Origin of the sequence: Xanthomonas arboricola (assembly GCF_002940665.1) — a bacterium.
Lineage (GTDB): Bacteria > Pseudomonadota > Gammaproteobacteria > Xanthomonadales > Xanthomonadaceae > Xanthomonas > Xanthomonas arboricola_B.
On record NZ_MIGY01000002.1, the window covers coordinates 581,090 to 596,963 of the forward strand.

Genomic DNA, 15,874 nt, shown 5'->3' on the forward strand with positions numbered 1-15,874 from the left:
GCTTGCGCGCCATGGACGCGCGTGCCTTGGAGCGACCGCGCCGCAAGCATGGGCCGGGGCGCGGAGCGAGGTGAGGATACGGGTTGTCTGGGTACTGCTCAGTACACGGCTGCCATTCGCTGGCTTCGGTGAGGGCGACAGCGTGTCCGCGGACTGGCTCCTCGGCTCGGTCAGACATCCTGTCTGACTCGCCGCCGCGGCACATCCCTGTGCAGCTCTCCGCCAATCCCCGGCCACGCTGTCGCTTCGGCGAGTCGTTTCCGCGACGTTGAGCGACGAAAAAAGGCTGCCGATTCAGTGCTCGATTTTGGCGCGAGCCAATCATCCGCCAAGGTCACCGCACGTCTTCTGGACCTTCGACTTCGTAGCTCTCAGACAAACCGCCCAGATGCCAACTACTCAGAAGTGCACGGTTTCCATCGCTCTCAATCCGCCGCCTTCAAGAAGGATGCGAAGAGGCCTCTGCCTCATTGGGCGGGGCAACGACCAAAGCTAGGTCGGGCATGCCATGCGGCAGTGGCTGCTCTCCGTTACGCCAACACAGGAACATTCGAGAGTGGTCCGCGGGCGCCGGGGCAGGGCCTTACACGACAAGGCGCGTGTAAGAGCCCCCATGGATTGGTTCACGGCGTGTCCTGCCCCGGCGCCTGCGGGCCGCTCGCACGCATGAAACAAGTCGCCTGCCAGCAGCCTTTCCTCAACCAAAATGAAAGCGCCAGCAAACCGGCCTTTACTCATTCAAAACCAAAGCGCCAACTGATCAGCTGTCCTCAGCTATCCAGCGTTCCCGGCAACCTGGGTTCCAAGCTGCTGGATACGCCGGCCAGAGAATCAGGCCGCGCGCACCTGCCGCACGATCGCCGCCGCCTTGGCCGAGCTCTCCTTGACCTTGTCCCACTGGCCCTGCGCCAGCCAGTCCTTGGGCACCATCCACGAGCCGCCGATGCACAGCACGTTCGGCTGCGACAGGAACTCGGCCGCGTTGGTTTCGCTGATGCCGCCGGTGGGGCAGAGCTTGAGTTCGGACAGCGGGCCGGCCAGGCCCTTGAGCATCTGCAAGCCACCCACGGCGGTGGCCGGGAACAGCTTGCAGACGCGGAAGCCCAGGCCCATCAGGGTCAGCAGCTCGGTCGGCGTGGCCGCGCCGGGCACGGCGGGGATCGGCGCATCGGCAAGCAGGCGCGCCAGCGGCGCCGGCGTGCCGGGGGTGACCAGGAAGTCGGCACCGGCATCCACCGACTGACGCAGTTGCAGCTCGCTCAGCACGGTGCCGGCGCCGATCACGATGTTGGGCAGCTCGCGCTTGAGCATGGCCAGCGCTTCGACCGCGATCGGGGTGCGCAGGGTCAGTTCGATCGCGGGCAGGCCGCCTTCGAGCAGCGCATCGGCGACGCGGCGCGCCTGGTCCAGCGTGTCCACGGTGACCACTGGCAGGATGCCGGCGTCGCGCAGCAGCTGTTCGGCGGTGTTCTGAGTCTGGGCAATCGTCATTGCAACTCCGTTAGACGGCGACCGCTGGGCGGTCGCGCAGAGGGAAGGGAAATCAGGCGTCCTTGGACTCGTGCGGTGCGGCGGCGGCCGCTGCATCGGCACCGAGTTCGTACTCGGCGTCGTAGCTCCACAGCGCACCGTCCGGACGGGCGGGGCCGCAGGAAATCGAGATGGCGCCCTGGTCGGCCGGCCCAACCACCTGGCGGTTGATGGCGAACAGGTTGCGCCCCAGATCGTTGCCCGCCACCGAGGTGTTGGGCGCGACTTCGCGCGATGCCCACTCTTCGGCCGAGACCAGCACTTCCAGCGTGCCGGCTTCGCCATCCAGGCGCACGATGTCGCCTTCGCGCACGCGCCCGATCGGACCGCCGCGCGCGGCCTCGGGCGTCATATGGATCGCCGCCGGGAACTTGCCCGACGCACCGGACAGACGACCGTCGGTGACCAGCGCCACACGCCGGCCCTGGTTCTGCAACAGGCCCAGCAACGGCGCCATCGAATGCAGTTCCGGCATGCCGTTGGCACGCGGGCCCTGGTAGCGCAGCACCACCACGAAATCGTGTGGCAGCACGCCGGCGGCATGCAGCTTGTTGAGTACCTGCGGCGTATCGATCACCACCGCTGGCGCTTGGATCGTGCGGTGCTGCGGTTTGACTGCCGACAACTTGATCAGCGAACGCCCCAGGTTGCCGCGCAGCAGGCGCAGGCCGCCCTGCGATTCGAAAGCGGCGCTGACCGGCCGCGCCACGCTGTCGTCGGCGGTGGTCGCAGTGCCGGGCACGTAGACGACCTTGCCGTCCTGCAGGCGCGGCTCGTTGGCGTAGGCGCGCATGCCGCCTTCGACCACGGTGGGCAGGTCGTCGTGCATCAGCCCGGCGTCCATCAGTTCGCGGAACACGAAGGCGGTGCCGCCTGCGGCCTGGAAGCGGTTCACGTCGGCTTCGCCGTTGGGGTAGATGCGGGTCAGCAGCGGCACGGTCTGCGAGATCAGATCCATGTCGTCCCAGGTCAGCACGATGCCGGCCGCACGCGCCACCGCAATCCAGTGGATGGTGTGATTGGTCGAACCGCCGGTGGCCATCAGCGCGACCACGGCATTGACGATGGCGCGCTCGTCGATCAGGCGACCGAATGGACGGAAGTCCTGGCCCAGCGCGGAGATCGCCAGCGCACGCGCGGTGCCCTCACGGGTCAGCGCATCGCGCAACTGCAGTTCCGGGTTGACGAACGAGGCGCCGGGCAGCTGCACGCCCATCGCTTCGAGCAACACCTGGTTGGAGTTGGCGGTGCCGTAGAAGGTGCAGGTACCGGCCGAGTGATACGAGGACGACTCGGCTTCCAGCAGTTCGGCGCGGGTGGCTTCGCCGGCGGCGTAGCGCTCGCGCACTTCGGCCTTCTGCTTGTTCGGAATGCCCGGCGTCATCGGGCCGGCCGGCATGAACAGCGCCGGCAAGTGTCCGAAGGCCAGCGCGCCGATCAACAGGCCCGGCACGATCTTGTCGCACACGCCCAGGTACACCACGCTGTCGAACATGTCGTGGCTCAGGCCGATCGCCGCGGCCTGGGCGATGTTGTCGCGCGAGAACAGCGACAGCTCCATGCCGGCGCGGCCCTGGGTCACGCCGTCGCACATCGCCGGCACGCCACCGGCGACCTGCGCGGTGGCACCGAGCGTACGCGCGGTGTCGCGGATCAGCTGCGGGTAATGCTCGAACGGCTGATGCGCCGACAGCATGTCGTTGTAGGCGGTGATGATGCCCAGGTTGGGTGTGGCCGCACCGCGCAGGCGCGACTTGTCGGTCGGCTCGGACGCGGCGAAACCATGCGCCAGGTTGCCGCAGCTCAGACGGCTACGGAACGGACCCTCGCGCAGGGCGGCATCGAGACCGGCAAGATACGCCGCGCGCGACGGCGCGCTGCGCTTGCGGATACGGTCGGTGACGGCTTGGATGTTCGGATGCAGGCTCATTGGCTACCGGCTATGAGAAACGGGGGGAAGAAAGTAAGCACGCTCTTTTTGATACCCGCACAAGGATGTGCGGGCTCTTGCGAGGGACTCGCATCTAAGCGCACCAGTGAACCCGCAATTTCGGGCCAGGCTGCTGCAGCGCCACCCGGATCGGATACTGGCTGACATCGTCACCGGCCAATGCAGCCTGCAGCACGTCCAGCTTCTGCTTGCCGCGCAATAGCAGCAGGCGGGTCGGGATGGCGGCCAGCCCGACCGGTGTCAGCGTGATCCGCAGCGGCCACTGATTCGAGCCAGGGCAGCCGGTGGCATCCAGCGACGCGTACGGCTGCGGGCTGGACAGCGCCTTGCTCAGATCGGTCGAGCCCGGGAACAGCGAGGCGGTGTGTCCGTCGCCGCCCATGCCCAGCACCGCCAGACACGCGGGTTCGGCATGCGTGGCCTGCAGGTTCGCGGTGTGCACGCACTCGGGCAACTGCTTGCCCGGACGCACCAGCGGAATGAAGGTCGCGGCCGGTGCATGGGTCAAAAAACTGTGATTCACCAGCCAGGCGTTGCTGTCCTGATCCTGCGGGGAGAGCCAACGCTCATCGACCAAGCCCACTTCCACCCGCGCCCAATCCAGCGGACGGTGGGCGAGGGATTCGTACACCGGCGCCGGCGTGGTGCCGCCGGACAGCAGCATGCGCGCCTGGCCGCGGCGCGAAATCTCCTGTTCCAGCAGGTCGGCCATCTCGCTGGCGACCGCCTCGGTCCATTCGGCCGGGTCTTCGTAGCGCACCAGTGTGATGCGCGGATTGTCCTGCAGGTTCATCGCTGCTCCCCTGGATGCTGACGCTGCGCATCCACCGCATAGGCGGCGGCGCCGAGCAGGCCGGCATGCGGATGCATGACGGCCAGCGATGGCACCCGCGACATGATCGCGGAGAAGCGTCCCTTGTGTTCGAAGCGCTGGCGGAAGCCAGAATGCTGCAGCGAATCCAGCACCTTGGGCACCAGCCCGCCGGTGAGGAACACGCCGTCCCAGGCGCCCTGCATCAACACCATGTCGCCGGCGATCGCACCGAAGATGGCGCAGAACAGATCGATGGTGCGCGACGAGCGCGGATCGCCCGCAGCCGCACGCGCGGTGATGTCCTTGGGCTGCAGCGGGCCCGGGTCGACCCCGGCGATCTCGCTGAGCGCGCGATGGATGTTGACCAGGCCCGGGCCGCAGATCAGGCGCTCGTTGGAGACCCGGCCGAACTGCTCGGAGAGGATCTCCAGGATGCGGATCTCCTCTGGCGTGCCGGGCGGGAAGCTGACGTGGCCACCTTCGGTTTCCAGCGGGAAGCAGCGCCCGTTGCGGATGATCAGCCCACCCACGCCCAGCCCGGTGCCCGGGCCGATCACGCCGTAGTTGCGCGGCTGATCGATCGGCGCCGGCCGCCAGCTGGCGCCGCCGACCTGCACCACGTCCTGCGGGCGCAGCAGGCTGATCGCCATGGCCTGCGCGGCGAAGTCGTTGATCAGGTGCAGGGTGCTGAAGCCCAGCATCGCCGCGGTACGCGAGCGCGAGATCACCCACGGATGATTGGTGATGCGCGCCTCGTCGCCGTCCACGCGGCCGGCCACGGCGAACACGCCCTGGGTGGCCTGCACGCCGATCTGGTCGAGGTAATAGCGCGCGGCTTCGCCGAGCGAGCCGAAATCGACCACCGCAAATTCGCGCGAGGTGTCATCCAGCAGCGGCACCGAGGCGTCGACGTCGGCCAGCGCGAAGCGCGCATTGGTTCCGCCGATATCGGCAACCAGCACTGGCTTGGAAGGAGCGGTCATGCGGTGTGTCCCTGTGCGTCGGTGGCCGGGGGCAGGAAGGGGCCCGCGGCATCGGGGCCCCAGCTGCCGGCCGGGTAGGGCTGCAGCGGCAACTGCGCGTCTTTCCACGCATCGCTGACGCTGTCGATCCACGACCAGGCGGCCTTGACCTCGTCGTCGCGCACGAACAGCGCCGGGTTGCCGTTGAAGGCATCCACGAACAGGCGCTCGTAGGCGATGCGGCGGTGCAGGCCGGTCGGCACCGACAGTTCAAGTTCCAGCGGCTGTAGTTCGATCGCGCCCCATTCCGGGCCGGCCAAGCTGCTCATCAGGCCGAGCTCGATGTTTTCTTGCGGCTGCAGCTGGAAGGTCAGGCGATTGGGTACGGCGTTCTGCCGGTCCGGGCGCTCGAACAGCCAATGCGTCACCGGCTTGAGCGTGACCACGATGCGGGTGGAGCGTTCGGCCAGACGCTTGCCGGTGCACAGGTGGAACGGCACCCCGGCCCAGCGCCAGTTGTCGATATGCGCGGTCACCGCGACGAAGGTTTCCACGTCGCTGCCCTCCGGCGGGTGATAGGCCTGCGCCGGCTGGCCGTTGATGCTGCCGGCGGTGTAGCGGCCGCGCACGCTGTCGTGGGCGGCATGCTCGGCGGTCATCGGGCGCAGGGCGCGCAGCACCTTGACCTTCTCGTCGCGGATGCGGTCCGCTTCCAGCGAGGCCGGTGGCTCCATCGCCACCAGGCACAACAACTGCAGGATGTGACTCTGCACCATGTCGCGCAGCGCGCCGGAGCGCGCGTAGTAGGCATCGCGCCCGTCCACGCCTTCGCTTTCGGCCACCAGGATCTGCACCGACTCGATGTAGGTGCGGTTCCACACCGCTTCCAGCAGCGTATTGCCGAAGCGCAGCGCGATCAGGTTCTGCACCGCCGCCTTGCCCAGGTAATGGTCCAGGCGGAATACGCGGTCTTCGTCGATCAGCGCGCCGATCGACTGCAGGATCTCGCGGGCGCTGTCCGAGTCGTGGCCGATCGGCTTTTCCAGCATCAGCCGGTGCGGCGCGGCCAGCGCACCGCCCAGGGCCAGGCCCTGGCAGGTGCTGATGTACAGGCCCGGCGGAATCGCCAGGTAGCTCACGCACTGGCGGCTGGCCAGCTCGCGCACGGCATTGGCCACCGACTCGGCATCGCGCAGATCCACCGAGCGATAGTCGACCCGCTGCAGCAGCGTTTCGATCTGTTCGGGCGTGGCGATCGGCAGCGCGGCGGCCAGGCGCGGGCGCAGGACCTCGCGGAATGCCTCGGTGTCGTGTGGCGACAACGCCAGCGCACGGATACGGAAATCCTCCGGCAGCAGGCCATCGACGAACAATCGCAGCAGGGACGGGAAGAGATAGCGCTGGGCGAGATCGCCGGTGGCGCCGAACAGGATCAGGGTGTTATGCATGGACCGAATTTCGGATTCTGGAGACATCATGATCAGCAGCTGGTCGGAAAGGCGCCGGACAGCCGGCGGTCGGTACGTCTGTTGCTGAGCGACACTGGCGTGCGCGCAGTGGGGGATGGACGCGCACGCCCAATCCCCGATTGTTGCAGCAAGTGGCCGTCAGCGGTTAGCGCTGCGGCGGGATGCCTGCACATGCGCGGCGAAATGCCGGGCCTTGCACGGTAGGCTGCACCGCTTGAAGCAGCGGCTTGGGTCGGTGGCGGCATGGTCCCTCCCGAGATCGATGTTGCCATGTGAAAACGATTACATGTCAGAATAAACCAATGCATTCGTTTGCAGGAGATTTCCTTGCAGGCGCATGTCGCGTCACCGCCGTCGGGAGGGCCGAGGGCAGGGCGCACAACTTACGTTGAGGCCGAAAATGGCGAAAGTGCAGTTGGAAGGTGTCCGCAAGGTCTACGAGAACGGTCAGGTCGCGGTGCAGGGTGCGAGCTTCGAGGTCGCCGATGGCGAGTTGATGGTGCTGGTCGGTCCGTCCGGCTGCGGCAAGTCGACCCTGTTGCGCATGATCGCCGGGCTCGAGGACATCAGCGCCGGCACGCTGAAGATCGGCGAGCGCGTGGTCAACGACGTGGCCCCGAAGGACCGCGACATCGCCATGGTGTTCCAGAGCTATGCGCTCTATCCGCACATGACCGTGGCCGAGAACCTGGCCTTCGGGCTCAAGCTACGCGGCCACCCCAAACAGGTCATCGCCGAGCGGGTCAACAACGCCGCCGAGCTGCTGGGGCTGACCCCGATGCTCGACAAGCTGCCCAAGGCGATGTCCGGCGGCCAGCGTCAGCGTGTGGCGCTGGGAAGGGCGATGGTGCGCGAATCGTCGGTGTTCCTGCTCGACGAGCCGCTGTCCAATCTGGATGCCAAACTGCGCCACAGCGTGCGCACCGAGATCGCGCAGCTGCATCGCAAGCTCGGCACCACGATGATCTACGTCACCCATGATCAGGTCGAGGCGATGACGCTCGGCCAGCGCATCGTGGTACTCAAGGATGGGGTGATCCAGCAGATCGACAGCCCGATGGCGCTGTACGACCGCCCGGCCAATCTGTTCGTGGCCGGATTCCTCGGCAGCCCGGCGATGAACGTGCTGCAGGGGCGCCTGGATGAGCAGGACGGCCTGCATCTGGTGATGGCCGATGGCTGGCGCGTGCCGCTGGGTGCGGCACGGGTGGAGCGCAGCTGGTTCGGTCGCGAGGTGATCGTCGGCGTGCGCCCGGAGCACCTGCAGCCGTCAGGCGATGCCGCGCTGGGCTTTGACGCGCGTGTCGAGGTGATTGAGCCGGTCGGCAATGAGATCTTCCTCAACCTCGACCGCGGCGGCCAGCCGCTGGTGATCCGGGTCGCGCCGCAGGCCTTGCCGGCGGTGGGGGAACCGCTGCGCCTGGCGCTGCGCAGCGAGGCGTTGCACTTCTTCGACCCGGCCAGCGGCGAACGGCTGGCGCTGGCCTAACGCGCCAGTCCCTGCATGAACGCAAGCGGGCGGGCGGCATGCGCGCCCGCCTGCAGCACGGCGTCGGTCTCCAGGGTCAGCTCCAGCGGCAATACCGCCAGCGCAAGATCGCCCGCCACGCTGACCAGCGTGCCGACAGTGGCATCGCCCAGCAGCACGGCCTGGCCCGCGTCGACCGGCGCATCGCTGCCAACCGTATCGACCTGCAGCAATTGCAGCGCACGCTTGGCCTTGCCCAGGAAGTGTGTGCGCGCGACGATCTCCTGGCCCGGGTAGCAGCCCTTCTTGACGCTGAACGCGTGCAGGCGATCCAGCGCCAGCTGCTGTGGTGTCCATTGCTCGCGTTGCGCATCGGGCAGGCGCGCCAGCCCCAGTTGCAGGTCCGTACGGCGCCAGTCGGCATCCATGTGCCGTGATTCGATAGGCGCTGCCAATGCCTGCTCGCCCGCAAGCAGCACCAGCGTGCGCGGCAAGGCATCGCTGCCCATGTCCAATTCGATACGCTGCGTTCCGATATCGGCCTGCGCGCCTTGCGCGCGCGCAGGCGCGGCATGGCCGCCATACGCCGAAAGCGCCGCGACGCCGATCTTGAGCTTGCGCCGGAACACAAAACGGCCGAGTTGGGTTGCGATCTCGGCCGCATTGCCATCGGGCAACAGCATCAGCAGGTGGGTGTCGTCCTCACGCAGGAGTGCGAAGATGGCGATCACGCGCCCCTTTGCCGTCAACCACGCATTCCATTGCCACTGCCCGATCGCCAGCGCCTGTACGTCGTTGGCAAATTGCGCATGCGCGAACGCCACTGCATCCGCCCCGATCAAGCGGACGTATTGCATGTCGTGCAGGGAGCCGAAACCCTGCGGAATGAGATTCAGGTTGTCAGCCACGGAAGGGGAGGACTAAAATCGCAATGTTGTGAGACCACTATGATAGGCCATCCAACCCCCACCCCAGCGCAGGATTCCGAGACGCAGCCTTCTCCTCAGGAGCCTATTCCCGAGAAGCAGCCACTGCCCAAGGAGATCGGTGGACGCGACGGCCCTGAGCCAACGCGCTACGGCGACTGGGAAAAAAATGGACGCTGCATCGATTTTTGAGCAGCTTTTAGCCACAGCGGTCTAGTGCCGCCCAGCCGAGAAAACGAGCCCAGCGAATGGCGATCCGCGAACGTCCTCTTTCCCCGCATCTCCAGGTGTATCGCTGGCAGATACAAATGGTTACCTCGATCCTGCATCGAGCGACCGGCATCATTTTGTCAGCAGGAGCGCTGGTCATCGCCGCCGCTTTGCTGGTGTTGATGATCGGCCAGGACCACTGGACCTGCCTCACCCAGCAGCTTGGTGCCTGGTATGGTCAGCTTTTCCTGTTCGGCTGGACATGGGCATTTGCCTACCATCTGTGCAACGGTATCCGCCATATCGTGCAGGACTTCGGGTACGGCTTCAGCATTCCCGCCTTCGTGCGTAGTGGCTGGGCCTCGGTACTGGTCAGCCTGCTGATAACCGCCGCGATCTGGGCCTATGTCGTGATCGGAGCTGGCGCATGAACCGTTACCGCACTCCGCTGAAAAACGTGCGTGGTCTGGGCGCGGCCAAGACCGGTACCGAACATTTCGTTCTGCAGCGACTGACCGCCACCGCGCTGGTGGTGTTGTCGATCTGGTTCCTGGTCTTCGTCCTGAGCCTGCTCGGTTCGGACTACCCGGCCGCGGTCGCGGCCGTGTCCAAACCCTGGAACGCGATGTTGCTGGTCGGCTTCCTGGTGGCGATGTTCTGGCATGCGCAGATCGGTCTGCAAGTGGTGCTCGAGGATTACATCCACAACTCGTTGCTGGCGCTTGCGTTGCAGACCACGGTCAAATTCGTTGCCGCGCTTGGCGCGATCGTCAGCATTTTCGCAGTGGCGCGCATCGCGCTGGGCGGTGCCTGAGTCATCGGGCACCCAGAACAGGAATCCAGATTAGATGTCCGCTTATAAGATCACAGAACACAAGTACGACATGGTCGTGGTGGGCGCAGGCGGCGCTGGCTTGCGCGCCACGTTCGGCCTGGCCCAGAAGGGCTTGCAGACCGTCTGTTTGACCAAGGTCTTCCCGACCCGATCACATACCGTTGCGGCGCAGGGCGGCATTTCGGCCGCGCTCGGCAACATGGGCGAGGACGACTGGCGCTACCACTTCTACGACACCATCAAGGGCTCCGATTGGCTGGGCGACCAGGACGCGATCGAGTACATGTGCCGTGAGGCGATCCCGGCCATCATCGAGCTCGAGCACTACGGCGTGCCGTTTTCGCGCACCGAAGAGGGCAAGATTTATCAGCGCCCGTTCGGCGGCATGACCACCAAGTACGGCGAAGGACCATCCGCACAGCGCACCTGTGCGGCGGCCGACCGTACCGGTCATGCGATGCTGCACACGCTGTATCAGCAGTCCCTGGCGCACAACGCGCGCTTCATGATCGAGTACTTCGCGCTCGACCTGATCTTCGACGAGGAAGGCGTGTGCCGCGGCGTGCTGGCGCTGGACATGGCCGATGGCAGCTTGCATCTGTTCCGCGCCCATGGCGTGGTGCTGGCCACCGGCGGCTATGGCCGTGCCTACTTCAGTGCCACCTCCGCCCATACCTGTACGGGTGACGGCGGCGGCCTGGTGATGCGTGCCGGCCTGCCGGTGCAGGACATGGAGTTCGTGCAGTTCCATCCCACCGGCATCTACGGTGCCGGCTGCCTGATCACCGAAGGCGTGCGTGGCGAAGGCGGCATCCTGCGCAACAGCAACGGCGAGCGCTTCATGGAGCGCTATGCACCGCATTACAAGGATCTGGCATCGCGCGACGTGGTGTCGCGTTCGATGACCGTGGAGATCCGCGAAGGCCGCGGCGTAGGCGAGCACAAGGATCACATCCTGCTCGACCTGACCCATCTCGGCCCGGAAGTCATCAACGAAAAGCTGCCCGGCATCGCCGAGAGCGCGCACATCTTTGCCGGTGTGGACGTGACCAAGCAGCCGATTCCGGTGTTGCCGACCGTGCACTACAACATGGGCGGCATTCCGACCAACTTCTACGGCGAAGTCGTGCGCAAGCAGGGCGATAACCCGGATGCGGTCGTGCCCGGCCTGTATGCGATCGGCGAAGCCGCCTGCGTATCGGTACACGGTGCCAACCGCCTGGGTTCCAACTCGCTGCTGGATCTGGTGGTGTTCGGCCGTGCGGTGGCAAACCGCTGCGCCGAGACGGTCAAGCCCAACCAGCCGCACAAGACACTGCCGTCCGATGCCTGCGACAAGGCGTTGGGCCTGCTGGACAAGCTGCGTTACGCCAACGGCTCCACACCGACCTCGGTGATTCGCGACAACATGCAGCGCACCATGCAGTCGGACGCGGCCGTGTTCCGCACCAGCAAGACGCTGAAGGAAGGCGTCGACAAGATGGCTGAAATCTTTGCCACTTTCGAAGACGTCAAGGTGTCGGACCGCTCGCTGGTGTGGAATTCGGATCTGATCGAGACCTACGAGTTGAACAACCTGCTGCTCAATGCAGTGGCGACGATCAACTCGGCCGAGCAGCGCCATGAAAGCCGCGGCGCGCATTCGCACGAAGACTTCCCGGACCGCGACGACGTCAACTGGCAGAAGCACACGCTGGTCACCGTCGACGACAAGGGCAAGTGCGCGTTCGAATATCGTCCGGTGCACATGTACACGTTGAGCAAGGACGTGGACGTGGTCCCGCCGAAGCCGCGCGTTTACTGATCGATGCGAATGGATCGAACCGCTTCCGCGTTGTGTCTGCCGGCCGGCCTGTCCGGGTACGGTAGCCATGCACCGCGCCAGCCGGATCGCTTCATGACGCAGGGGCAACGCCGGCATGCCGCCGTCCGTTGCGCCACCGCCTCGGCGGTGGCATCCGTCATCTTTACCTTCATGCGCTCGGTGCGGTTGTCGTCCGCACCGCGCATCGCCTGAGCCAACGAGAGCAGCTATGGCAGAGTTCACCCTCCCCAAGAATTCAAAGATCGGCAAGGGCAAGCATTACCCTGCACAGGGCGCCAAGAACAAGCGCACCTTCAAGGTCTACCGCTGGGATCCGGATGGCGAAGCCAACCCGCGTACCGACAGTTATGAGATCGATCTCGACAAGTGCGGCCCGATGGTGTTGGACGCGCTGATCAAGATCAAGAACGAAATCGACCCGACGCTGGCATTCCGTCGCTCCTGCCGCGAGGGCATCTGCGGTTCGTGCGCGATGAACATCGACGGCACCAACACGCTGGCCTGCACCAAGGCGATCGCCGCCTGCGGCAAGGCCGAGGTGCCGATCTACCCGCTGCCGCACATGAGCGTGATCAAGGACCTGGTGCCGGATCTGACGCATTTCTACGCGCAGTACGCGTCGATCAAGCCGTGGATCCGCACCCAGACCCCGCCGCCGCCGGATCGCGAGCGGCTGCAGTCGCCGGAAGACCGCCGCAAGCTCGATGGGCTGTACGAGTGCATCCTGTGCGCGTGCTGCTCGACCAGTTGCCCGAGCTACTGGTGGAATGGCGAGCGCTATCTGGGCCCGGCGATCCTGCTGCAGGCGTATCGCTGGATCATCGATTCGCGCGACGAAGACACCGGTGCGCGTCTGGACGACCTGGAAGATCCGTTCAAGCTGTATCGCTGCCACACCATCATGAATTGTGCGCGGACCTGCCCCAAGGGCCTGAATCCGGCGCTGGCGATTGCCGAGATCAAGAAATTGATGATGGCGCGTCGCGCCTGATCGCAAGGCAACACGGACCCGCCTCGGCGGGGAGATGGTTCACAGCGGCACCGGCCCTTGGTCTGGTGCCGCTGTCGTTTTCGGCGCCGGCAAGGCGAGGTGGAGAGGGAGATGGACGAACAAACCCTGTTGAAGAAACTGCGCTGGCGCTGCCGGCGCGGCATGCGCGAGCTCGATCAATTGTTCGGGCGCTATCTGGATCGGCGCTGGGCGCAGGCTTCCGACTCCGAGCGCGCGGTTTTCCTACAGCTGCTGGATTGCGAAGACGATAAGTTGTGGCGCTGGTTCATGGGATACGAAGCCTGCCCCGATGCCGCCAACGCCGCACTCATCGCCGATATTCGCGCCATGCCGGCTTGAATCGCGGCCCTCGCGCGGGCTTGTTTGCGCGCTGGGCGTGCTGAACGCGCTCGCGTTGTGGGCGCTCTGGCGCAGCGGGGTGCCGCTGGGGGCGGCAGTGTCGTTGTCCGTCTATGTAGTGTTGACCGGCGGGCGATCGCTGTGGGTGCTGTTGCGTTCGCCAGCACGGGAAGTGGTTGTGCCCTGGAGTGAAACACCCGCCAGCGTGGACGGCGAACAGGTGCAAGGCCTGCAGGTGGCGTGGCGCGGGCCGATTGCGGTGGTGTCGTGGACCGGCCTGGATGCACGTCGCCAACGCCTGCACTTCTGGCCGGATACCTTGCCCGCAGCGCGGCGACGTGAACTGCGTCTGGCCGCTCAGGCACACGTCATTTCGTCCCGGCCGCCGCAAGTGGCACCATAGCGTCCCTTTCCTGGTTGAACCGCATGTTCAAACCTATCCCGGTTGCCATCGGCCTGCGCTACCTGCGTGCCAAGCGGCGCAATGGCTTTATCTCGTTCATCTCGATGGCATCGATCCTGGGCATCGCCCTGGGCGTGACCGTGCTGATCACCACGCTGGCGGTGATGAGCGGTTTCCAGAAGGAAATCCGCGACCGTCTGCTGCAGATGGCCGCGCATGCCACGGTCAGCGCGGACGGCGCGCCGATGCACGACTGGCAACACGCGATCGAGGTCGCCATGGCCGATCCGCGCATCGCCGGTGCCGCGCCCTACATCGAAACCGAATCGCTGCTGCAGGGCCCGCGCAAGCAGCCGGCGATCGTGCGCGGCATCGTTCCTGCCGAAGAAGGCAAGGTGTCGGTGCTGGCCAAGAAGATGCAGCAGGGGTCGGTCGACAGCCTGACCCCGGGCTCCTACAACATCGTCATCGGCAAGGAGCTGGCGATCTGGCTCGGCGTGGACATGGGCGACAGCATCGTGGTGCTGCTCAGCGATACCCAGGCCACGCCGCTGGGCGCCATGCCGCGGCTCAAACGCTTCACCGTCAGCGGAATCTTCGAGGCGGGCTACAACGAGATCGACCGCGGCCTGGCCGTGGTCAACATGCAGGACCTGGCACGCGTGCTGCGCATGGACGGCGTCACCGGCGTGCGGCTGCGCCTGCACGACATGGACCAGGCCTGGCCGGTCGCGCGCGATCTGGCGATGAAGTTGCACGGCCCGTACCGGGTCAGCGACTGGACGCAGGAGAACGCCAATCTCTACCACTCGTTGAAGATGGAAAAGACCGTGATGGGCATCCTGCTGTCGTTGATCGTGGCGATGGGCGCGTTCAACCTGGTGTCCTCGCAGGTGATGCTGGTCACCGACAAGCAGGCCGATATCGCCATCCTGCGCACGCTGGGACTGTCGCCCGCGGGGGTGATGCAGGTGTTCATGGTGCAGGGCTCGTTGATCGGTTTCATGGGCACGATCATGGGCGTGATCGGCGGCATCGTGCTGACGCTCAATCTGGAACGCATCCTCGGCGTGATCGAGACGATCTTCAGCGTCAAGCTGTTGCCCGAGGACGTGTACTACATCACCGGCTTACCGACCGACATGCAGACCCAGGACGTGGTGGTGATCACCGTTGTCGCGTTGGCGATGAGTTTCCTGGCGACCTTGTATCCGGCATGGCGCGCGTCGCGTACCCAGCCGGCGGAGGCGCTGCGTTATGAATGAGATCAGGGAACCGGCCGTGCAAATGCCACACCAAGCAGAGGCGGTGATCCGCGCCGAGGGTCTGGCCAAGACCTACGCCGAAGGCAAGATGCGCACGCCGGTGTTCGATGGTCTGGATCTGACCGTGGCGACCGGCGAAACCGTGGCCATTGTCGGCGCCTCAGGGGCGGGCAAGAGCACGCTGCTGCATCTGCTCGGCGGGTTGGATGTTCCGACCTCCGGCGAGGTGTATGTGGCCGGCCGGCGCATGTCGGCGTTGTCCGATGGCGAGCGCGGCAAGCTGCGCAATCAGGCCCTGGGTTTCGTCTACCAGTTCCATCATCTGCTGCCGGAATTCACCGCGCTGGAAAACGTGATGATGCCGGTGCTGTTGTCCGGGAAAGAAGTGTCGGTGGCGCGGGCGCAGGCCTTGCAGTTGCTGGAATCGGTCGGGCTCGGACATCGCATCGAGCACAAGCCCAGCGAATTGTCAGGCGGCGAGCGCCAGCGTGCGGCCGTGGCGCGTGCGCTGGTGAACAAGCCGGGCTGCGTGCTGGGCGATGAGCCCACCGGGAACCTGGACGACAAGACCGCCGAGACCGTGTTCGAGCTGATGCTGGAACTCAATCGTGCACAGCGCACCAGCCTGGTCCTGGTAACGCACGATCGCAGCCTGGCGCGGCGCCTGGATCGCGTGCTCGAGCTGCATCAGGGCAAGCTGCGCGAATTGGCACCATCTGCGGTGTGAGAAACGCTGCCTGGCCGTCGCAATCCCTGGCGGCTGGGCGGTGTTGAACCGCGGATCTCAGGTCGAAGATCCTGACGCTGGTTGCGGGTGCATCCGCGTAATGCGTCGGCCGACAGTGGCAATACCATGCGCGCTCAG

General features: G+C 65.7%; 17 protein-coding genes. 11 read left to right on the plus strand and 6 right to left on the minus strand.

Annotation, left to right across the window (positions count from 1 at the left end; genetic code table 11):
* Positions 1-831: 831 nt before the first annotated feature.
* From XarjCFBP7645_RS09600 to zwf, 5 genes are all read right to left on the minus strand, one after another.
* Positions 832-1,491 carry a bifunctional 4-hydroxy-2-oxoglutarate aldolase/2-dehydro-3-deoxy-phosphogluconate aldolase gene (locus tag XarjCFBP7645_RS09600; RefSeq protein WP_104537306.1) on the minus strand — a complete coding sequence of 220 codons (660 nt, stop codon included), beginning with the start codon at positions 1,489-1,491 and terminating at the stop codon, positions 832-834.
* Positions 1,492-1,543: 52 nt separating this feature from the next.
* A complete protein-coding gene (edd, locus tag XarjCFBP7645_RS09605) occupies positions 1,544-3,460 on the minus strand; it encodes a phosphogluconate dehydratase (protein ID WP_104537307.1) in 1,917 nt (638 codons plus the stop codon).
* A gap of 94 nt (positions 3,461-3,554) precedes the next feature.
* Positions 3,555-4,274 carry a 6-phosphogluconolactonase gene (gene pgl / locus XarjCFBP7645_RS09610; RefSeq protein WP_104537308.1) on the minus strand — a complete coding sequence of 240 codons (720 nt, stop codon included), beginning with the start codon at positions 4,272-4,274 and terminating at the stop codon, positions 3,555-3,557.
* The gene (gene glk, locus XarjCFBP7645_RS09615) at positions 4,271-5,278 is read right to left on the minus strand and encodes a glucokinase (protein WP_016902597.1); all 1,008 of its coding nucleotides are present in this window, start codon (positions 5,276-5,278) and stop codon (positions 4,271-4,273) included. The genes pgl and glk overlap by 4 nt, the downstream gene beginning before the upstream one ends.
* Entirely contained in the window at positions 5,275-6,705 is a 1,431-nt protein-coding gene (zwf, locus tag XarjCFBP7645_RS09620; protein WP_104537309.1) for a glucose-6-phosphate dehydrogenase, read from the minus strand. The genes glk and zwf overlap by 4 nt, the downstream gene beginning before the upstream one ends.
* Positions 6,706-7,126: 421 nt before the next feature.
* On the opposite strand from zwf, the gene XarjCFBP7645_RS09625 reads away from it, so the two are divergent.
* Positions 7,127-8,215: an ABC transporter ATP-binding protein gene (locus tag XarjCFBP7645_RS09625; RefSeq protein WP_104537310.1), complete on the plus strand. Its 1,089-nt coding sequence runs from the start codon at positions 7,127-7,129 to the stop codon at positions 8,213-8,215.
* On the opposite strand, the gene XarjCFBP7645_RS09630 is transcribed toward XarjCFBP7645_RS09625, so the two are convergent.
* Positions 8,212-9,102 carry a YgfZ/GcvT domain-containing protein gene (locus XarjCFBP7645_RS09630; RefSeq protein ID WP_104537311.1) on the minus strand — a complete coding sequence of 297 codons (891 nt, stop codon included), beginning with the start codon at positions 9,100-9,102 and terminating at the stop codon, positions 8,212-8,214. The two genes, XarjCFBP7645_RS09625 and XarjCFBP7645_RS09630, sit on opposite strands and share 4 nt — an antisense overlap.
* Positions 9,103-9,141: 39 nt before the next feature.
* On the opposite strand from XarjCFBP7645_RS09630, the gene XarjCFBP7645_RS21925 reads away from it, so the two are divergent.
* The 10 genes from XarjCFBP7645_RS21925 to lolD all read left to right on the plus strand — a co-directional run bounded on the left by XarjCFBP7645_RS21925 (position 9,142) and on the right by lolD (position 15,736).
* Entirely contained in the window at positions 9,142-9,312 is a 171-nt protein-coding gene (locus XarjCFBP7645_RS21925; protein ID WP_258077163.1) for a DUF1674 domain-containing protein, read from the plus strand.
* Between the two features lie 56 nt (positions 9,313-9,368).
* Positions 9,369-9,761, plus strand: coding sequence for a succinate dehydrogenase, cytochrome b556 subunit (gene sdhC / locus XarjCFBP7645_RS09640; RefSeq protein ID WP_104537312.1), 393 nt, complete (start codon positions 9,369-9,371; stop codon positions 9,759-9,761).
* The gene (sdhD, locus tag XarjCFBP7645_RS09645) at positions 9,758-10,144 is read left to right on the plus strand and encodes a succinate dehydrogenase, hydrophobic membrane anchor protein (protein ID WP_104537313.1); all 387 of its coding nucleotides are present in this window, start codon (positions 9,758-9,760) and stop codon (positions 10,142-10,144) included. Before sdhC ends, sdhD begins: the two co-directional genes overlap by 4 nt.
* A gap of 34 nt (positions 10,145-10,178) precedes the next feature.
* A complete protein-coding gene (gene sdhA, locus XarjCFBP7645_RS09650) occupies positions 10,179-11,969 on the plus strand; it encodes a succinate dehydrogenase flavoprotein subunit (protein ID WP_104537314.1) in 1,791 nt (596 codons plus the stop codon).
* A 9-nt stretch (positions 11,970-11,978) separates the two neighbouring features.
* Positions 11,979-12,182 (plus strand): hypothetical protein, encoded by a 204-nt coding sequence (locus XarjCFBP7645_RS09655; RefSeq protein ID WP_429001461.1) that lies wholly within the window; start codon positions 11,979-11,981, stop codon positions 12,180-12,182.
* Between the two features lie 16 nt (positions 12,183-12,198).
* Positions 12,199-12,981, plus strand: coding sequence for a succinate dehydrogenase iron-sulfur subunit (locus XarjCFBP7645_RS09660; protein ID WP_039521725.1), 783 nt, complete (start codon positions 12,199-12,201; stop codon positions 12,979-12,981).
* A 111-nt stretch (positions 12,982-13,092) separates the two neighbouring features.
* Positions 13,093-13,341 (plus strand): succinate dehydrogenase assembly factor 2, encoded by a 249-nt coding sequence (locus tag XarjCFBP7645_RS09665; RefSeq protein WP_104537316.1) that lies wholly within the window; start codon positions 13,093-13,095, stop codon positions 13,339-13,341.
* Entirely contained in the window at positions 13,292-13,744 is a 453-nt protein-coding gene (locus XarjCFBP7645_RS09670; RefSeq protein WP_104537317.1) for a hypothetical protein, read from the plus strand. The genes XarjCFBP7645_RS09665 and XarjCFBP7645_RS09670 overlap by 50 nt, the downstream gene beginning before the upstream one ends.
* Before the next feature lie 23 nt (positions 13,745-13,767).
* Positions 13,768-15,009: a lipoprotein-releasing ABC transporter permease subunit gene (locus tag XarjCFBP7645_RS09675; protein ID WP_104537318.1), complete on the plus strand. Its 1,242-nt coding sequence runs from the start codon at positions 13,768-13,770 to the stop codon at positions 15,007-15,009.
* Positions 15,002-15,736 carry a lipoprotein-releasing ABC transporter ATP-binding protein LolD gene (gene lolD, locus XarjCFBP7645_RS09680; RefSeq protein WP_181126274.1) on the plus strand — a complete coding sequence of 245 codons (735 nt, stop codon included), beginning with the start codon at positions 15,002-15,004 and terminating at the stop codon, positions 15,734-15,736. The genes XarjCFBP7645_RS09675 and lolD overlap by 8 nt, the downstream gene beginning before the upstream one ends.
* Positions 15,737-15,874 lie beyond the last annotated feature (138 nt).

Bases quoted from the DNA above. Each gene is read 5' to 3' on its own strand.
- XarjCFBP7645_RS09600 (WP_104537306.1), bottom strand. From the start codon at position 1,491: ATGACGATTGCCCAGACTCAGAACACCGCCGAACAGCTGCTGCGCGAC.
- edd (WP_104537307.1), bottom strand. From the start codon at position 3,460: ATGAGCCTGCATCCGAACATCCAAGCCGTCACCGACCGTATCCGCAAG.
- pgl (WP_104537308.1), bottom strand. From the start codon at position 4,274: ATGAACCTGCAGGACAATCCGCGCATCACACTGGTGCGCTACGAAGAC.
- glk (WP_016902597.1), bottom strand. From the start codon at position 5,278: ATGACCGCTCCTTCCAAGCCAGTGCTGGTTGCCGATATCGGCGGAACC.
- zwf (WP_104537309.1), bottom strand. From the start codon at position 6,705: ATGCATAACACCCTGATCCTGTTCGGCGCCACCGGCGATCTCGCCCAG.
- XarjCFBP7645_RS09625 (WP_104537310.1), top strand. From the start codon at position 7,127: ATGGCGAAAGTGCAGTTGGAAGGTGTCCGCAAGGTCTACGAGAACGGT.
- XarjCFBP7645_RS21925 (WP_258077163.1), top strand. From the start codon at position 9,142: ATGATAGGCCATCCAACCCCCACCCCAGCGCAGGATTCCGAGACGCAG.
- sdhC (WP_104537312.1), top strand. From the start codon at position 9,369: ATGGCGATCCGCGAACGTCCTCTTTCCCCGCATCTCCAGGTGTATCGC.
- sdhD (WP_104537313.1), top strand. From the start codon at position 9,758: ATGAACCGTTACCGCACTCCGCTGAAAAACGTGCGTGGTCTGGGCGCG.
- sdhA (WP_104537314.1), top strand. From the start codon at position 10,179: ATGTCCGCTTATAAGATCACAGAACACAAGTACGACATGGTCGTGGTG.
- XarjCFBP7645_RS09655 (WP_429001461.1), top strand. From the start codon at position 11,979: ATGGATCGAACCGCTTCCGCGTTGTGTCTGCCGGCCGGCCTGTCCGGG.
- XarjCFBP7645_RS09660 (WP_039521725.1), top strand. From the start codon at position 12,199: ATGGCAGAGTTCACCCTCCCCAAGAATTCAAAGATCGGCAAGGGCAAG.
- XarjCFBP7645_RS09665 (WP_104537316.1), top strand. From the start codon at position 13,093: ATGGACGAACAAACCCTGTTGAAGAAACTGCGCTGGCGCTGCCGGCGC.
- XarjCFBP7645_RS09670 (WP_104537317.1), top strand. From the start codon at position 13,292: ATGCCGCCAACGCCGCACTCATCGCCGATATTCGCGCCATGCCGGCTT.
- XarjCFBP7645_RS09675 (WP_104537318.1), top strand. From the start codon at position 13,768: ATGTTCAAACCTATCCCGGTTGCCATCGGCCTGCGCTACCTGCGTGCC.
- lolD (WP_181126274.1), top strand. From the start codon at position 15,002: ATGAATGAGATCAGGGAACCGGCCGTGCAAATGCCACACCAAGCAGAG.